The organism is Ruegeria sp. AM4, from assembly GCF_056540665.1.
Window position 1 is genome coordinate 161,372 of sequence record NZ_JBQFXD010000001.1, and the last position, 15,860, is coordinate 177,231.

General features: G+C 59.6%; 17 protein-coding genes. 8 read left to right on the forward strand and 9 right to left on the reverse strand.

All coding sequences use genetic code 11. The features are described from left to right. Positions 1–11 precede the first annotated feature (11 nt). From ACR0JA_RS00825 to ACR0JA_RS00845, 5 genes are read left to right on the forward strand one after another with little or no spacing between them, the layout of a single operon-like run. Positions 12–644 (forward strand): phage distal tail protein, Rcc01695 family, encoded by a 633-nt coding sequence (locus ACR0JA_RS00825; protein WP_480568605.1) that lies wholly within the window; start codon positions 12–14, stop codon positions 642–644. Then, the gene (locus tag ACR0JA_RS00830) at positions 644–1,531 is read left to right on the forward strand and encodes a DUF2163 domain-containing protein (protein ID WP_480568607.1); all 888 of its coding nucleotides are present in this window, start codon (positions 644–646) and stop codon (positions 1,529–1,531) included. Before ACR0JA_RS00825 ends, ACR0JA_RS00830 begins: the two co-directional genes overlap by 1 nt. Beyond that, positions 1,528–1,974, forward strand: coding sequence for an NlpC/P60 family protein (locus ACR0JA_RS00835; protein ID WP_480568610.1), 447 nt, complete (start codon positions 1,528–1,530; stop codon positions 1,972–1,974). Before ACR0JA_RS00830 ends, ACR0JA_RS00835 begins: the two co-directional genes overlap by 4 nt. Then, the gene (locus ACR0JA_RS00840; RefSeq protein ID WP_480568612.1) at positions 1,974–5,939 is read left to right on the forward strand and encodes a baseplate multidomain protein megatron; all 3,966 of its coding nucleotides are present in this window, start codon (positions 1,974–1,976) and stop codon (positions 5,937–5,939) included. Before ACR0JA_RS00835 ends, ACR0JA_RS00840 begins: the two co-directional genes overlap by 1 nt. Positions 5,940–5,945: 6 nt before the next feature. Continuing rightward, positions 5,946–6,242 (forward strand): DUF7742 family protein, encoded by a 297-nt coding sequence (locus tag ACR0JA_RS00845; protein WP_480568615.1) that lies wholly within the window; start codon positions 5,946–5,948, stop codon positions 6,240–6,242. Here ACR0JA_RS00845 and ACR0JA_RS00850 read toward each other — a convergent pair. Next, positions 6,223–6,561 (reverse strand): TraR/DksA family transcriptional regulator, encoded by a 339-nt coding sequence (locus tag ACR0JA_RS00850; protein ID WP_480568618.1) that lies wholly within the window; start codon positions 6,559–6,561, stop codon positions 6,223–6,225. The genes ACR0JA_RS00845 and ACR0JA_RS00850 overlap by 20 nt on opposite strands. Positions 6,562–6,647: 86 nt before the next feature. On the opposite strand from ACR0JA_RS00850, the gene cysE reads away from it, so the two are divergent. After that, the gene (cysE, locus tag ACR0JA_RS00855; protein WP_480568620.1) at positions 6,648–7,457 is read left to right on the forward strand and encodes a serine O-acetyltransferase; all 810 of its coding nucleotides are present in this window, start codon (positions 6,648–6,650) and stop codon (positions 7,455–7,457) included. A gap of 72 nt (positions 7,458–7,529) precedes the next feature. Here the strand turns inward: cysE and ACR0JA_RS00860 are convergent, their stop codons facing one another. From ACR0JA_RS00860 to ACR0JA_RS00885, 6 genes are all read right to left on the reverse strand, one after another. Beyond that, a complete protein-coding gene (locus ACR0JA_RS00860) occupies positions 7,530–8,825 on the reverse strand; it encodes a pyruvate dehydrogenase complex dihydrolipoamide acetyltransferase (RefSeq protein WP_480568622.1) in 1,296 nt (431 codons plus the stop codon). Position 8,826: 1 nt separating this feature from the next. Then, positions 8,827–9,087 (reverse strand): hypothetical protein, encoded by a 261-nt coding sequence (locus ACR0JA_RS00865; RefSeq protein ID WP_480568624.1) that lies wholly within the window; start codon positions 9,085–9,087, stop codon positions 8,827–8,829. After that, the gene (locus ACR0JA_RS00870) at positions 9,087–10,457 is read right to left on the reverse strand and encodes a pyruvate dehydrogenase complex E1 component subunit beta (RefSeq protein ID WP_480568626.1); all 1,371 of its coding nucleotides are present in this window, start codon (positions 10,455–10,457) and stop codon (positions 9,087–9,089) included. Before ACR0JA_RS00870 ends, ACR0JA_RS00865 begins: the two co-directional genes overlap by 1 nt. 15 nt (positions 10,458–10,472) lie before the next feature. Beyond that, a complete protein-coding gene (gene pdhA, locus ACR0JA_RS00875) occupies positions 10,473–11,462 on the reverse strand; it encodes a pyruvate dehydrogenase (acetyl-transferring) E1 component subunit alpha (protein WP_480568629.1) in 990 nt (329 codons plus the stop codon). 167 nt (positions 11,463–11,629) lie between these two features. Further along, positions 11,630–11,929: an FtsB family cell division protein gene (locus ACR0JA_RS00880; protein WP_480568631.1), complete on the reverse strand. Its 300-nt coding sequence runs from the start codon at positions 11,927–11,929 to the stop codon at positions 11,630–11,632. Positions 11,930–12,082: 153 nt separating this feature from the next. Beyond that, a complete protein-coding gene (locus ACR0JA_RS00885; RefSeq protein WP_480568633.1) occupies positions 12,083–13,273 on the reverse strand; it encodes a phosphoglycerate kinase in 1,191 nt (396 codons plus the stop codon). Positions 13,274–13,407: 134 nt separating this feature from the next. Between ACR0JA_RS00885 and ACR0JA_RS00890 the strand changes: the two genes are divergently transcribed. Together ACR0JA_RS00890 and ACR0JA_RS00895 are read left to right on the forward strand one after the other, a co-directional pair. Then, positions 13,408–13,914: a peptidylprolyl isomerase gene (locus ACR0JA_RS00890; RefSeq protein ID WP_480568636.1), complete on the forward strand. Its 507-nt coding sequence runs from the start codon at positions 13,408–13,410 to the stop codon at positions 13,912–13,914. Continuing rightward, positions 13,907–14,455, forward strand: coding sequence for a peptidylprolyl isomerase (locus ACR0JA_RS00895; RefSeq protein WP_480568639.1), 549 nt, complete (start codon positions 13,907–13,909; stop codon positions 14,453–14,455). Before ACR0JA_RS00890 ends, ACR0JA_RS00895 begins: the two co-directional genes overlap by 8 nt. A gap of 44 nt (positions 14,456–14,499) precedes the next feature. Here the strand turns inward: ACR0JA_RS00895 and aqpZ are convergent, their stop codons facing one another. Both aqpZ and ACR0JA_RS00905 read right to left on the reverse strand, forming a co-directional pair. Further along, complete coding sequence (aqpZ, locus tag ACR0JA_RS00900; RefSeq protein ID WP_480568642.1) at positions 14,500–15,189, reverse strand: aquaporin Z; 690 nt, start codon at positions 15,187–15,189, stop codon at positions 14,500–14,502. 254 nt (positions 15,190–15,443) lie between these two features. Next, complete coding sequence (locus ACR0JA_RS00905; protein ID WP_480568645.1) at positions 15,444–15,860, reverse strand: VOC family protein; 417 nt, start codon at positions 15,858–15,860, stop codon at positions 15,444–15,446.

Here is a 15,860-nt window from a genome sequence, read left to right on the forward strand (position 1 = left end):
GGGAGCAGTTGATGAATTTCCACGAGGTGAGATTTCCCGCCAGTCTGAGCTTTGGCTCGGTCGGAGGGCCGGAACGGCGCACAGATATCGTGACACTGGCCAACGGGTTCGAGGAACGCAACACGCCCTGGGCGCATTCGCGTCGCCGGTATGACGCCGGTCTGGGGATGCGGTCGCTGGACGATATCGAGACGTTGATTTCGTTTTTCGAGGCGCGGCAGGGGCAGATGTATGGGTTCCGCTGGAAGGACTGGTCCGATTTCAAATCCAGTGCGGCGTCTCTGGATGTGGGCAGCGGCGATCAGGTTATTGCGCGCGGTGACGGGCAGAGCACCGACTTCCAGCTGATCAAAACTTACACCTCTGGCGGCGTTAGCTATGTTCGCCCGATTGCCAAACCGGTTCTGGGCACAGTGAAAATCGGTCTGGATCAGGACGAACTGCGCGAGGGGGTCGATTTCCAGGTGGAACTGACAACCGGGGTGATCACCCTGGCCTCGGCCCCGGCTGAGCAGGTCGAAATCACGGCCGGCTTCGAGTTTGATGTTCCCGTTCGTTTTGACACGGACAAGGTCCAAACCAGCGTTGCCAGTTTTCAAGCAGGGGATGCCCCGAATGTGCCCGTTGTCGAGGTGCGCGTGTGATGAGCGGGGACAAACAGGGGCTTCTGGATCATCTTCAAACCGGCTTGACCACCACATGCCGCTGTTGGGCGATCACGCGGAACGACGGTCAGGAATTCGGGTTCACCGATCACGACCGCGAACTCTCGTTTGACGGGTTGATCTTTCGCGCCAGCACCGGATTGACCGCAGCGGCGATCGATCAGGCCACGGGCCTGTCGATCGATAACTCCGAAGCGATGGGTGCGCTGTCCGATGCAGCGGTGCGCGAAGAGGATATTGAGGCAGGCCGCTTTGACGGGGCCGAGGTGAGGGCCTGGCTGGTTAACTGGTCCGATACTGAACAGCGTTTGTTGCAATTTCGTGGCTCGATCGGTGAACTGCGCCGGGCCGGAGGGGCGTTTCACGCCGAGTTGCGCGGTCTGACCGACAAGCTGAACCGCCCTCTGGGGCGCATCTATCAAAAACCCTGCACCGCTGTGTTGGGAGATGCAGCTTGTCGGGTCGACACCAGCGCGCAGGGTCTTTCGGTCGAAGCCGAGATTGCCGGTATGGAAAGCGGGGTAAGCCTGCGCCTGCTCGGTGCCGACGCACAAAATGCTGGCTGGTTTGAGCGTGGCAGGCTCGACGTCCTGAGCGGCCCGGCCACCGGTCTTTGGGCGACAATCAAACAAGACCTGCGCAACGCGGACGGGCGTTCTGTTTTGCTTTGGTCCGGTATCGGCGGCGGGCTGGCGGTTGGTGATCGTGTCAGGCTGACCGCTGGCTGCGACAAGCGCATGAATACCTGCCGATACAAATTTGGCAACATCTTGAACTTTCAAGGCTTTCCCGACCTACCCGGCGAAGACTGGGTCATGGCGGTGCCGAAGAAAAAGAACGCCAACAAAGGAGGAAGCCGCCGATGATTGCGCAAAGTCAGAGCATCGTTGATGAGGCGCGCTCGTGGTTGGGGACACCCTATGTGCACCAGGCGTCAGCAAAGGGGGCCGGGGCCGATTGTCTGGGGCTATTGCGCGGCGTCTGGCGCGGCGTCATGGGACGCGAACCCGAGGCCGTGCCGGTCTACAGCATGGACTGGTCGGAACCTCAGGGCGAAGAGCGTATGTGGGATGCGGCACGTCGTCATCTGGTGGAAAAGGATCCGTCGCAGATGTCTGCGGGCGATGTGCTTTTGTTCAGGATGCGCGAGACTGGCGTTGCCAAGCATCTTGGTATTGTCAGCCAGTCCGATCCGGTACCGCGATTCATCCATGCCTATTCCGGTCAGGGCGTTGTGGAAAATGCCCTGAGCGATCCCTGGCGACGTCGCGTGGTCGCTTGCTTTGATTTTCCGCGAAAGGATCGATAATGGCGACTATTCTTCTTTCTGCGGCGGGCGCTGCAATTGGCGGGTCGATCGGTGGCACGGTTGCAGGATTGTCCACCGCTGTCATAGGTCGCGCAGTAGGTGCGACGTTGGGGCGTGTCGTTGACAACCGGTTGATGGGGCAATCCGTCATGGGCGGCGGCAGCGAAGTTGTCGAGACCGGTCGTATGGACCGTTTCCGCCTGACTGAAACCGGCGAAGGTGCCCCGGTCGCGACCGTGTTTGGGCGTATGCGGATCGGCGGGCAGGTCATCTGGGCTTCGGACTTTCTGGAAACCCGCACAACGACGACAACCAGTCAATCCACCGGTGGCGGCAAGGGCTCTCCCAAACCGGCGAAGGTGGAAACCAAGACGCATAGCTATTCCTATTCCGTCTCGCTGGCCATCGCGGTCGGAGTGGGAGTGATCCGCGATATTCCGCGGGTCTGGATCGACGGCGAAGAGGCCGAGCTGAGTTCATTGAACATGCGGTTGTACAACGGGTCGAGCAGCCAGCTGCCCGATCCGTTGATCGAGGCGATAGAGGGCACCGGCAGAGTGCCAGCTTATCGTGGTACGGCCTATGTCGTCATCGAGGATTTGCAACTGGAACCCTATGGCAATCGGGTGCCACAGTTTTCCTTTGAGGTCGTGCGCCACGAACAATCGGATGCGCCCGATTATGGCGGGGCCCTCTCGCGGAACATTCGCGGCGTGGCCTTGATGCCAGGCACCGGCGAATATGCTCTGGCAAAGTCGCAGGTGAACTATACAAAAGGCAAAGGTCGCAGTTGGGCGGCCAATGCAAACTCGAAATCCGGGCGATCGGATCTTGTGCGCTCGATCAAGTCGCTACGGCGCGAGGTTCCGTCGTGCTACGCGACGTCGCTGATCGTGTCGTGGTTCGGTGACGATCTGCGCTGTGGCAGTTGCGATATTCGCCCCAAGGTCGAGCGTAAGAATGTAGATGGGGACAAGATGCCCTGGACCGCATCCGGTCTGACCAAATCTTCGGCGCAGGCGGTCAAACAGGTCAACGGACGCCCGATCTATGGCGGTACGCCAGCAGATGCGTCGGTGGTCGAGGCGATCCGGCATCTCAAGGCCGCCCGTCAGGACGTAATGTTCTATCCGTTCATTCTGATGGATCAGATGAAGGGCAATTCGCTGCCCGACCCGTGGTCGGGAGCTGGACAGCAAGCGCATCTGCCCTGGAGGGGGCGGATCACGTTGAGCAAAGCGCCTGGACAGGCGGGCTCACCAGACGGCACGGCGGCGGCGGATGCTCAGGTGGCGGCGTTCTTTGGTCAGGCCCGCGCGTCCGACTTCTCGGTCGGCAATGGCGAATTAACTTATGATGGACCAAATGAATGGGGTCTGCGCCGGTTCATTCTGCACTATGCCGCCTTGTGCAAGGCCGCCGGTGGTGTGGCGTCATTTTGCATTGGGTCTGAAATGCGGGGTCTGACACAGATCCGTGGAGCGTCGGGGTTTCCGGCAGTCTCTCAATTCCGGTCGTTGGCCGCCGAGGCGCGCAAAATCTTGGGGTCGGGCACAAAGATCGGCTATGCGGCCGACTGGACCGAGTATTTCGGGTATCAACCGCAGGACGGAAGCGGAGACAGGTACTTTCACCTTGACCCGCTATGGGCCGACAAAAACATCGATTTTGTGGGCATCGACAATTACATGCCTTTGTCCGACTGGCGCGATGGCAATAGGCATCTGGACGCTCAAAGCGCGAACTCAATCTACGATCTGGACTATCTGCGCAGCAATATCGAAGGCGGTGAGGGGTACGCCTGGTACTACGCTTCCCCCGAGGAGGCCGAAGCACAGATCCGGACCCCGATTGAGGATGGCGACCATGATGAGCCTTGGGTCTGGCGCTACAAGGATATCCGGGGCTGGTGGGCCAATCGCCATCACGAACGTATTGGTGGTGTCAGGCAGGCCGCGCCAACCTCCTGGGTGCCGGGATCGAAGCCGATCTGGTTCACGGAACTGGGGTGCGCAGCAATCGACAAGGGAACCAACCAGCCGAACAAATTTCTGGACCCGAAATCGTCCGAGTCGAAACTGCCCAAATATTCCAACGGGCAGCGAGATGATTTCATACAGGTCCAGTACCTCAAGGCGATGTTGGGCTACTGGTCCGATCCGCAGAACAATCCTGTTTCGGAAATCTACGGCGGCCCGATGATCGATATGGCCAACGCCTATGTCTGGGCGTGGGACGCGCGACCGTATCCAACCTTTCCAAACCTGCGGTCCCAATGGTCTGATGGGGCAAACTATGCCCGGGGTCACTGGCTGAACGGGCGGTCTGGCTCGCGGACACTCGCGTCGGTCGTGACCGAGATCTGTCTGCGTGCCGGTGTCACCGAGATTGACGTGTCTGCGCTTTACGGAGTGGTGCGCGGCTACGCGATCGAAGACGTCATGGATGCGCGCCAGGCGTTGCAACCCCTGATGCTTCGCTATGGGTTCGATGCAATCGAACGGGATGGCAAACTGGTGTTCCGCACTCGGGATGGCCGCAGACCTGTCGAGGTAGACCCGGACAGAATCGCCATCACCTCGGACATTGACGGACCGGTCGAGTACCGCCGCGAAGCGGAAGCCGAGATGACCGGTCGCGCCCGATTGCGCTTTGTTCAGTCCGATGCCGACCATGACATCATCGCAGAAGAGGCGGTGTTGCCCGATGACCGGACTCACGCGGTTTCGGTCAGTGAAATGCCGCTGTCGATGACGCGCGCCGAGGGCCGTCAGACGGTCGAACGCTGGTTGAGCGAGTCTCGGGTGTCGCGCGAAAGTGCACGCTTTGGTCTGCCGCCATCCATGTTGCATCTGGGGGCGGGCGATGTGGTTCGCCTGACAGGTGAAAACCAGATCAATGGTGCGCAGTTCAGGATCGACCGGATGGAGCAGGCCGAATTGCAGCTTGCCGATGCCGTTCGGATCGAGCCGGGCGTCTATGCCCCTGCCGAGATCGAGGATGACGGCGTTACAGCCAAGCCCAATGTCGCTCCGGTGCCCGTTCTGCCCATGTTCATGGATCTGCCCCTGGTTACCGGGGCCGAGTCCGCGCATGCGCCTTACATAGCGGTATCTGCTGACCCCTGGCCGGGAAACGTGGCGGTCTATGCGGCGGCGCAGGATGAGGATTATGGCTTGCGTCAGGTGATCACGGACACATCAGTTATCGGGTTTACCGAGACGCCGCTTTGGCGCGCCAGTACAGGCGTTTGGGACGAAGGCGCGCCGCTGCGTGTGAATCTGATCCACGGGTTGCTGGAATCCCGGCCTCGGTCTGCCTTGCTGAACGGTGCCAATCTGGCGGCAATCGGCGACGGAACCTCGGGGAATTGGGAGGTGTTCCAGTTCGCAAATGCCGAATTGACCGAAGCAGGCATTTACACGCTGTCAGGTCGCTTGCGCGGCCAGTTGGGCACCGACAGCCTGATGCCCGAAGTTTGGTCCGAAGGTTCAACCTTCGTATTGCTGGACGATCGGGTATCGCAGTTGAACCTTCTGCGCAGCGAACGGCGTGTGTCCAAGCACTATCGCATTGGCCCGGCAACACGCGGATATGACGACCCATCTTATGTGCATCAGATAGAGGCATTCGATGGCAATGGCCTTCGACCCTATGCCCCGGTTCATCTGCATGTCGCCAGCAGCGCTGGCGCGGATCTGATTACCTGGGTGCGGCGCACCCGGATCGATGGCGACGACTGGAGCGGCCTGGACGTCCCGCTGGGCGAGGAAAGCGAAACTTACCTTGTTCGTGTTCGCGTAGGTGGCGACATTCAGCGTGAGGAGGTCACAGCGGTTCCAAACTGGACGTATTCTGCGGCCATGAAAACAGCGGATGGCGTTAGCGGGCCCTACACGATTGAGGTCGCTCAGGTCTCGGCAATCTATGGTCCCGGGGTGTTTGCCAACGTGGTCGTGGGCTAAACCGGGATGCGACCGGTTTTGCACGGCGATGTAAGTTCTGCGGCGCGCGCCTTACTGGCAGTGCCGCGGGCGGCAAGGCCATCCCTGTGCGCGCGGATGCTGGTCGAGGCCGAACTGGCGCATCAACATGTGTCCAGAACAGGCCTGCTGCACCCGGTGCACGGAAACGGCTCGTTGATGGCGACGGCGCGTAATCGCCCCTTGGTGAATGAGCCAAGTTTTGATGACATTCAATATTGCGAGTGTTTTGAAATGGTTCTGCATCAACTGACCCGATTTCAAGTCAGCCGGATGCGCAGCTAACGCATTTGGTGGCGGCCAGATCCAGCTTCAGTCGTCCCCGGGCGACCGGCTCGCCGCAATCTTCGCAATAGCCGTACTCGCCCTCGCTCATGCGGGCGAGCGCGGCACCAAGACGACGCGCTTCAAGATCCCGCCGTGCCTGCTGGGCCTTGGCCATCGCCTGATTTTGCAAAGCATCCATCCGGCTTAGCCGCCCAACGGATTGCTGGTCCAACTCGACCACCGATTGCGCCGCTTGCCCCGATGCCGAGGCGTCTTCGATAGCGGTCAGGCGTTCCCGGATCAAACGTTCAAAATATTGCAGATCAGCGTCGTTCATTTTTTGTTGCAATCTTCATCAAGGGTTTGCGTTTGGCCATTTTGGACTTAAGTGGCTATTCTAGGCGCAGCAAAGGATGAAAAGCCATGTTTGAAACGCGCAGCCAAGTGACACCTGTGGACCCGGTCTGGGATCGCATCACCTCTGAGGCCCACGCGGCCGTCGAGAAAGAGCCGCTGATGGGCGGGTTGGTGCATGCTTGTATCCTGCATCACCGCAGCCTTGAGAGGGCGCTGTCCTATCGTATCTCGGCCAAGCTGTGTTCGAACGAGATGTCGATGATGGTGCTGCGAGAGATCGTGGACGAGGCCTATGCCGACGACAAGGCGCTGCTCGAAGCCGCGCGCGCCGACCTGATGGCCGTCTATGAGCGCGATCCGGCGTGCCACCGTTTGTTACAGCCGATCCTGTATTTCAAGGGTTACCAAGCGATGCAGGCCTACCGTGTGGCCCATTGGCTTTGGAAGAAGGGACGGCATGATCTGGCCTATTTCTTCCAAATGCGGTCCTCCGAGATTTTCGGGATCGATATCCATCCCGCCGCCCGGATCGGCAAGGGTATCATGATCGACCATGCCCATTCCATCGTGATTGGTGAGACGGCTGTTGTGGGCGACAATGTCTCGATGCTGCATTCGGTAACGCTGGGCGGGACCGGCAAGGAAGAAGAGCAGCGCCATCCAACCATCGGAGATGGCGTTCTTATCGGTGCCGGTGCCAAGGTACTGGGCAATATCGAGGTTGGTCATTGCAGCCGCATCGCGGCGGGCTCGGTGGTTTTGCAGGAAGTGCCTGCTTGCACGACGGTTGCCGGTATTCCCGCCAAGATCGTTGGCGAAGCCGGGTGTGACCAACCATCAATCTCGATGGATCATATGCTGGGCAAAGACCAGTAAGTCGAATTGAATAAACAAAAAAGGCCGCCTTGTTCTTCAAGGCGGCCTTTTTTCGTGCAAGGTCAGAGTGGTTTAAGCCAACATGACCATTGGGTTCTCTAGATTGTCGACGATGGCTTGCAGAAGCTGCGCCCCAAGTGCCCCATCGATGACCCGGTGATCAACCGACATGGTGACAGACATCACTGTGGCGACCGTCAATTCTCCGTCGTCGCCGACAACTGGTTTTTTCAGACCCGTTCCAACGGCAAGAATACCGGCATGCGGTGGGTTCACAATGGCGTCGAAATTGTCGATGCCGAACATGCCGAGGTTTGAGACCGCAAAGGTGCCGCCCTGATATTCATGCGGAGCCAGCTTGCGGTCGCGGGCACGACCGGCGAGGTCTTTCATCTCGGTCGACAGTGCGGACAACGACTTGGTTTCTGCATCCTGCAGGACCGGCGTGAACAGGCCGCCTTCGATTGCGACCGCAACGGCCACGTCCGATGGTTTCAGTTGCAGCACCCGATCACCTGCCCAGACGGCATTGCATTCCGGAACCTGTTGCAGCGCATTGGCGACCGCCTTGATGATGAAGTCGTTGACGCTGAGCTTGACGCCACGGCCTTCCAACTGCTTGTTCAACTGGCTGCGGAACTTGAGCAGCGCGTCCAGTTTGATATCGCGGCGCAGATAGAAATGCGGGATGGTCTGCTTGGCTTCGCTGAGGCGTGCGGCAATGGTCTTGCGCATACCGTCGAGCTTGATCTCTTCGTAGGCGCGACCTTCGTACATTTTCGCCACGGCGTCCGCCGATGGACCGGCGGGCGCAGGTGCGGATGGTGCAGCGGCAGCGGCCGGAGCAGGCGCAGGTGCCGTTGCGGTTGCGCCTTCGACATCTGCCTTGACGATCCGACCGTGAGGGCCAGAGCCAGCGATCTGCGTCAGGTCCAGACCTTTTTGGGCTGCGATACGACGGGCCAGAGGCGAAGCAAAGATGCGACCGCCATCAGCCTTGGCCGGAGCTGCCGGGGCAGGGGCGGGCGCCTCGGGTGCCGCAGGCGCGGCAGCCTCGTTGCCCGCGGCGGCGGGCGCCGCCTCGGGAACTTTGGCTGGTGTTGCCGAGATGTCATCGGCGCTTTCGCCATCTTCCAGCAGAATCGCGATTGCGGTGTTGACCTTGACCCCTTCGGTGCCTTCCGGGATCAGAATTTTGCCAACGGTGCCTTCGTCGACGGCCTCGAATTCCATCGTGGCCTTGTCGGTTTCAATCTCAGCCAGCAGGTCGCCCGAGGCGACTGTGTCGCCCTCTTTGACCAGCCATTTTGCAAGTGTGCCTTCCTCCATCGTCGGGGACAGGGCGGGCATCAGGATTTCGGTGGGCATTTCAGCGCTCCTCAATCAGAGTAATTTGGTCAAAGGGCGCCTTGGGGCGCCCGGTGCCGCGTGCGAGTTTCGCAATCGCAGCCTCGATTTTCTCTTTGTTCTCAGCCAACCAAACATAGGCTGTCTGGTGAGAGGGCCGCGCGCCGATCAACCGCATATCCGCCGCCAGCCGCTCGGGCACAAGCGCCCGCACAGTACGATTATCGAGGTCAATCTCGACGCGGTAGCATTCGGTTGCTGGATCGCGGCCCCTGATCTCCATTACCGGTAGGTCACCTGTTTCACGGCCGCGATCACCTCATCGGTGGTGACAAGCGCCAGTTTTTCCAGGTTCGCGGCGTAGGGCATCGGAACATCCTTTCCGGTGCAGTTGATGACGGGCGCGTCGAGATAGTCGAACGCCTCCTGCATCACCACGGATGAGATGTAGCTGCCGACCGAGCCCTGCGGCCAGCCCTCTTCAACGGTCACCAGGCGGTTGGTTTTCATCACCGAGTTGATGATCGCGCCGGTGTCCATCGGGCGGATTGTGCGCAGGTCGATAACCTCGGCATTGATGCCGTCCTCGGCCAGCTTGTCGGCGGCTTCCAGCGCGAACTGCATGCCGATGCCAAAGCTGACAATTGTCACATCCGAGCCTTCGCGCCAGATGCGGGCTTTGCCCAGCGGGATGGTCAGATCATCCACCTGTGGCACGTCGAAGGAACGACCGTAGAGGATTTCGTTTTCCAGGAAGATCACCGGGTTGGGGTCGCGGATCGCCGATTTCAATAGGCCTTTGGCGTCGGCGGCCGAGTAGGGCATGACGACTTTCAGACCGGGGACCTGCATGTACCACGCGGCGTAATCCTGGCTGTGCTGCGCGGCCACGCGGGCGGCGGCACCGTTGGGGCCACGGAACACGATGGGACAGCCCATCTGACCGCCGGACATATAGAGCGTCTTGGCGGCCGAGTTGATGATCTGGTCAATCGCCTGCATGGCGAAGTTGAAGGTCATGAACTCGACAATCGGTCTCAGGCCGCCAAAAGCGGAACCAACCGCAATGCCGGCAAAGCCGTGTTCGGTGATAGGCGTATCGATCACGCGTTTGGCGCCGAATTCATCCAGCAAACCTTGCGAGATTTTATAGGCGCCCTGATACTCGGCGACTTCTTCGCCCATCAGATAGACGTCTTCATCACCGCGCATTTCTTCGGCCATGGCATCGCGCAGGGCTTCGCGGACGGTTTCGGATTTCATTTCCGCATCTGCGGGCCAATCGGGCGACAGGTCGACGACCGGAGCAGCCGGTGCAGCGGCAGAAGCGAGGGCCTCAACCGCCGCGGGGGCGGCCTCGGCCACCGCTGCGGCTGCGGGCGCAGCCGCGGGCAGGGCGGAGGCGTCTTCGCCTTCTTCGACCAGAATTGCGATGGGCGTGTTGACCTTAACCCCTTCGGTGCCTTCACCGATCAGGATCTTGCCGACGATGCCTTCGTCGACAGCTTCAAACTCCATCGTCGCCTTGTCGGTTTCGATTTCGGCCATGATGTCGCCGGAGCTTACGGTGTCGCCTTCCTTGACCAGCCATTTGGCCAGCGTGCCCTCTTCCATCGTGGGCGAAAGGGCGGGCATGAGAATTTCGGTTGCCATGTCTTAATCGTCCTCTCAGGCGTAAATGTCGGTCCAGAGCTCTTCGACGGAAGGCTCGGGGCTTTCTTTCGAGAATTCGGCGGCTTGGTTCACGATCTCTTTGATTTCCTTGTCGATCGCTTTCAGGTCATCTTCCGAGGCATGTTTGCCGCTGAGCAGCAGTTCGCGCACATGCTCGATCGGGTCGCTTTGTTCGCGAACCTTCTGAACCTCTTCGCGCGTACGGTATTTGGCCGGGTCAGACATCGAGTGACCGCGATACCGGTAGGTCTTGACCTCTAGGATGTAGGGACCCTTGCCCGCGCGGCAGTGGGCAACAGCCTTTTCTCCGGCTTCCTTGACCGCCAGCACATCCATGCCGTTGACGATCTCGCCTGGGATGCCGAAAGCTTCACCGCGATGGTAGATATCCTTGGTCGAGGTCGAGCGCGCCTGCGCGGTGCCCATGGCGTACTGGTTGTTTTCGATCACGAAGACCACCGGCAGGTTCCAGATAGCAGCCATATTGAAGGTCTCATAGACCTGACCCTGGTTGGCTGCGCCGTCACCAAAATAGGTAAATGTCACGCGGCCGTTTTCCTTGTACTTGTCGGCAAAGGCCAGCCCGGCACCCAGCGGCACCTGCGCGCCGACGATGCCGTGACCGCCGTAGAAGTGCTTTTCTTTCGAGAACATGTGCATCGAGCCGCCCTTACCTTTGGACAGCCCTCCGATCCGGCCCGTCAGTTCGGCCATCACACCGCCCGGGTCCATGCCGCAGGCCAGCATATGGCCGTGATCGCGATAGGAGGTTATCCGCTTGTCGCCGTCCTCGGCGGCTGCTTCGAGGCCCACAACAACAGCCTCCTGTCCGATATAGAGGTGGCAGAACCCGCCGATCAGACCCATGCCGTAAAGTTGGCCAGCCTTTTCTTCGAATCGGCGGATCAGCAGCATCTCGCGGTAATAGGTGGTAAGTTCTTCCGCAGAAACGTTTGGTTTCTTTGTGGTTTTTCGCGCAGCCATTGTGGCGACCTCCCCCTTTCGGCAAGATAGTTTAGCGTTAAACTATCTCTTAAAGCATTTCGCGCGATCTGGCGAGTGCTAATGTGACGCGGGGGCAGGGCACGCGGAAATTGATTGATTTGGGGATTGGTACCGCGAAACTGGGCGGTGTTTTGCGGATCGCAGATTTACTGAATGACGATCTCGTCCGCGCGGATCATACCCAGAACCGAGCGTGCCTGCTGATCCAGCAGGTCGAGATCCAGATAGGTATCGGAAAGGCGGCGCGTCAGGTTTTCCATTTTGGCGATTTCTGCGTCAAGCGCCGCCAGATCGCGTGACAGAGCATCCCGTTCCGCCGCGATCTCGACCCTGCGGAAAAGACCATAGTCGCCCTGCACGGCGGCAAAGGTGAAATAGACACCCAGCATGAACGCCACCATGAAGAAAGCAACTGAGCCCAGACCGGGCCGATGGGAACGGGACACTCTGTTTACCGCCGTATGAAACTTGCCTCAAAAACGTGCCCTTTTCGGGCATCTCACGGCACTATGTCACAGGTGATTCGGGATGTGAATCCCCTGATTCGCAAAATCGCCTTGGTGAGTCCGAAAAATTACAACGACTTACCGCAGGGGTTCTTACTGCTCTAACGCGGCAACGCCGGGCAGGGTTTTGCCTTCCATCCATTCAAGGAACGCACCTCCTGCGGTCGAGATATACGAGAAATCATGCGCCGCGCCCGAGGCATTCAACGCCGCAACCGTATCGCCACCGCCTGCGACAGAAATCAGTTGACCAGACCGCGTCAGAGCTGCCGCTTTCATCGCTGCAGCATTGGTTGCCGCGTCGAATGGTTCCAGTTCGAACGCGCCCAGCGGTCCGTTCCAGATCAAGGTCTGGCTTTTTGCAAAGACCTCCGAAATTGTGTCCACACTCTTGGGGCCGGCGTCCAGGATCATGGCGTTGTCGGGGCATTGATCCGAAGGCAGAACCTGGCTCGGTGCGCGCGCTTCAAACTTTTCGGCGACGACAATGTCGGTTGGCAGTACGATTTTGCAACCGGTGCCATCTGCCTTTGCAAGAATGTCCGAGGCGGTGTCCTTCATTTCACGTTCGGCCAGTGACTTGCCCACACCGATCCCTTTGGCCACCAGAAACGTGTTGGCCATTCCGCCGCCGATCACAAGGTAGTCGACTTTTTCGATCAGATTGCCCAACAGCTCGAGCTTGGTCGAAACCTTTGCGCCCCCGACCACTGCGGTCACCGGACGTTTCGGCGCGCCCAATGCGCCTTCCAGCGCCTCTAGTTCCGCCTGCATCAAGCGACCCGCGCAAGAGGGCAGCAATCGCGCGATCGCCTCGGTCGAGCTGTGGGCGCGGTGCGCTGCCGAAAACGCGTCGTTGCAATAGACCTCGCCCAGTTTCGCCATGCCGACTGCAAGGTCCGCGTCGTTCATGGTTTCGCCTGCGTGGAACCGTGTATTCTCAAGCAACAGAACCTGACCGGGCTGTAGTGTCTCCGCCGCCAGTTCAGCCTCGCTGCCGACGCAATCCGCGGCAAACAGAACTTCGGCGTCAAAAGCGGCTTCCAGTGTGGGGACCAATTGTTTCAGCGAAAGGTTCTCGCGGCGTTCACCACCCGGGCGACCGAAATGCGCGAGCAGGATGGGCTTGCCGCCTGCATCCAGGATATCGCGCACCGTGGGCGCAATCCGCTGAATGCGGGTGGCGTCGGTGACGACACCATCGACGACGGGCACGTTGATGTCGACGCGCACCAATACACGTTTTCCGTTCAGGTCCATGTCGTTCAGCGTTTTCCAGCCCATCGTGCGATCCTCTTAGCGTAAACTCGGTTTAGGCGGTTCTTTTCCTGCATTTTGCCCTCAGGTCAATGCGTCACTTGGCATTCGCGCGCCCGCGTCTTAGGTATTTGCGCAAGTTAACACGACAGGAGGGCCTCATGGCCGAAATCAAAGACCCAGAAAACACCATCATCATCGAGTTGAAGGACGGCAATGTCGTCATCGAACTGCTGCCCGATGTGGCCCCTCAGCACTCGGCCCGGATGAAGGATCTGGCGCGCGGTGGTGAATATGACAACGTGGCCTTTCACCGTGTGATCGACGGCTTCATGGCGCAGACCGGGGACGTGCAGCACGGCGATATGGAAGACGGGTTCAACCTGCGTATGGCGGGCACTGGCGGTTCGTCGCTGCCGAACGTTCCGGCCGAGTTTTCGAAATTGCCGCATGATCGTGGCACGCTGGGCGCGGCGCGGTCGGCGAACCCGGATTCGGCCAATTCGCAGTTCTTCATCAACTTCAAGGACAACCACTTCCTGAACGGCCAGTACACCGTGTATGGCCGCGTCATCGACGGGATGGAGCATGTGGACGCCATTGTTCGCGGTGAGCCGCCAGAAACCCCCGATCGCATGATCAGCGTCAAGGTGGCTGCCGATGCATAAGCTGGCTGCTGCATTCGTTTTGCTGGCAAGCCCTGCGCTTGCAACGGGCTTGGAGATCGAGATCGAAGGTGAGGGGGCGAATGGCACCGTCACCGTTGACTTGTTCGAAGATGTCGCCCCCAAGCATGTCGAGCAGATCACCGCTCTGGCTGCCGAGGGCAAATATGACGGCGTCGTGTTTCATCGTGTGATCGATGGCTTCATGGCGCAGACCGGCGATGTGGAACATGGCCGTCTGGGTGGAAACCTCGGTCGCGCCGGAACCGGTGGTTCGGATCGCCCCGACCTGCCTGCCGAGTTCTCGGACGTCAATTTTGACCGTGGGGTTGTCGGTATGGCGCGGGCTCAGGATCCCAACAGCGCAAACTCGCAGTTCTTCATCATGTTCGAGCCGGGTCCATTTCTGAATGGTCAGTACACCGTTGTCGGCCAGGTGACCGGCGGCATGGACGTCGTTGACGCGATCAAGCGCGGCGAGGGCCAGAATGGGGCCGTGATCGGTCAACCGGATGCGATGAAAAAGGTCACTGTGACCGAATAGGTTTATACCCGGCGCCGGTTTCGGCGCCGGGATCGTCCGACGGATCAGTCGTCGGGGCTTAGAACTTTCCAGATAATCGCACCGATGGCGCCACCGATCAGGGGTGCGACCCAGAACAGCCAAAGCTGCGCCAGCGCCGGACCATCCGCAAACAACGCAACGCCGGTCGAACGCGCCGGGTTGACCGAGGTGTTTGTCACCGGGATCGAAATCAGGTGGATCAGGGTCAGCGCAAGTCCGATTGCGATGGGGGCAAATCCGGCAGGGGCTCCATCAGAGGTGGCTCCAAGTATGATCAGGATGAAGAACGCGGTCAGGACAATTTCGATAATCAAGGCCGACATCAGCGAATAACCTTCGGGCGACGCCTCGCCATAGCCGTTCGAGGCGAACCCGCCGACGCCTTCAAATCCCGGCGCACCGCTGACGATCAGGTATAGCACCAGCGCTGCGGCAATCGCGCCAACAACCTGAGCGGCCCAATAGGGCAGCAGGTCTTTGGCCTCGAAACGCCCGCCGATCATCAGGCCCAGACTTACCGCCGGATTAAAATGCCCGCCCGAGATATGGCCGACCGTATAGGCCATGGTCAAAACGGTGAGGCCAAAGGCGAATGAGACACCCAGCCAGCCGATGCCCACGTCCGCGACGCCCGCTGCAAGAACGGCGCTGCCACATCCGCCCAGTACCAGCCAGAATGTACCGAAGAATTCGGCCATGAGTTTTGATGACATGAAAAGTCCTCCACAAAACAATGGTTTTTAGGTTAATTCAAAAAGTGCGTTTTGTGAAACTGTGGGCACGGGGAATTTTTTCGTCAGTGTATCTGCGCCCGGTAATGCGGTCGCGGTATAGGTGCGAACCCTGAATGGGACACCGAAATAAAGGGCAGAGATTTTACATACAGTACTCGGACAGCGGAGGGCATCAATGCCGTTGCCCTGACGACGCGGATCGGTTTTTTCTGGGTTTGATTGTACAAGTCGCGTTACCCGTCGCGCCCTGGCTCGTTCGGGTCGCTTGAAAACAGAGCGATCTTGTTGCCCTGCGGGTCGCGCAGGTAGCCGACATAGAATTTCGGTCCATATGCGGCGCGAAAACCGGGCTGACCTTCGTCAGAACCGCCCGCCGCAAGTGCGGCTGCATGCAGGTCGCGCACCTGCTGTTGGTTACGCGCCTCAAAGGCAACCATCGAGCCATTCCCGGCAGATGCCGGGCGACCATCAAAGGTTGGCTTGACGTAGAAATCGGGCAAAGCCACAGACAGACCCGTTTCCATCGGCAGCGCATAGCTCAGACCCTCAGGGCCCTCTTCAAGCCCGTAACCAAGGGCGGGCAGGAAGGCCGCGTAAAACCGCTTTGACCGCGCGATGTCGTCCGCACCAACAGTGACGTAGGCAATCAT

Excerpts from the sequence above, each read along its gene's own strand:
- ACR0JA_RS00825 (WP_480568605.1), top strand. The coding sequence starts at position 12 with ATGAATTTCCACGAGGTGAGATTTCCCGCCAGTCTGAGCTTTGGCTCG.
- ACR0JA_RS00830 (WP_480568607.1), top strand. The coding sequence starts at position 644 with ATGAGCGGGGACAAACAGGGGCTTCTGGATCATCTTCAAACCGGCTTG.
- ACR0JA_RS00835 (WP_480568610.1), top strand. The coding sequence starts at position 1,528 with ATGATTGCGCAAAGTCAGAGCATCGTTGATGAGGCGCGCTCGTGGTTG.
- ACR0JA_RS00840 (WP_480568612.1), top strand. The coding sequence starts at position 1,974 with ATGGCGACTATTCTTCTTTCTGCGGCGGGCGCTGCAATTGGCGGGTCG.
- ACR0JA_RS00845 (WP_480568615.1), top strand. The coding sequence starts at position 5,946 with ATGCGACCGGTTTTGCACGGCGATGTAAGTTCTGCGGCGCGCGCCTTA.
- ACR0JA_RS00850 (WP_480568618.1), bottom strand. The coding sequence starts at position 6,561 with ATGAACGACGCTGATCTGCAATATTTTGAACGTTTGATCCGGGAACGC.
- cysE (WP_480568620.1), top strand. The coding sequence starts at position 6,648 with ATGTTTGAAACGCGCAGCCAAGTGACACCTGTGGACCCGGTCTGGGAT.
- ACR0JA_RS00860 (WP_480568622.1), bottom strand. The coding sequence starts at position 8,825 with ATGCCCACCGAAATCCTGATGCCCGCCCTGTCCCCGACGATGGAGGAA.
- ACR0JA_RS00865 (WP_480568624.1), bottom strand. The coding sequence starts at position 9,087 with ATGGAGATCAGGGGCCGCGATCCAGCAACCGAATGCTACCGCGTCGAG.
- ACR0JA_RS00870 (WP_480568626.1), bottom strand. The coding sequence starts at position 10,457 with ATGGCAACCGAAATTCTCATGCCCGCCCTTTCGCCCACGATGGAAGAG.
- pdhA (WP_480568629.1), bottom strand. The coding sequence starts at position 11,462 with ATGGCTGCGCGAAAAACCACAAAGAAACCAAACGTTTCTGCGGAAGAA.
- ACR0JA_RS00885 (WP_480568633.1), bottom strand. The coding sequence starts at position 13,273 with ATGGGCTGGAAAACGCTGAACGACATGGACCTGAACGGAAAACGTGTA.
- ACR0JA_RS00890 (WP_480568636.1), top strand. The coding sequence starts at position 13,408 with ATGGCCGAAATCAAAGACCCAGAAAACACCATCATCATCGAGTTGAAG.
- ACR0JA_RS00895 (WP_480568639.1), top strand. The coding sequence starts at position 13,907 with ATGCATAAGCTGGCTGCTGCATTCGTTTTGCTGGCAAGCCCTGCGCTT.
- aqpZ (WP_480568642.1), bottom strand. The coding sequence starts at position 15,189 with ATGTCATCAAAACTCATGGCCGAATTCTTCGGTACATTCTGGCTGGTA.
- ACR0JA_RS00905 (WP_480568645.1), bottom strand. The coding sequence starts at position 15,860 with ATGATTGCCTACGTCACTGTTGGTGCGGACGACATCGCGCGGTCAAAG.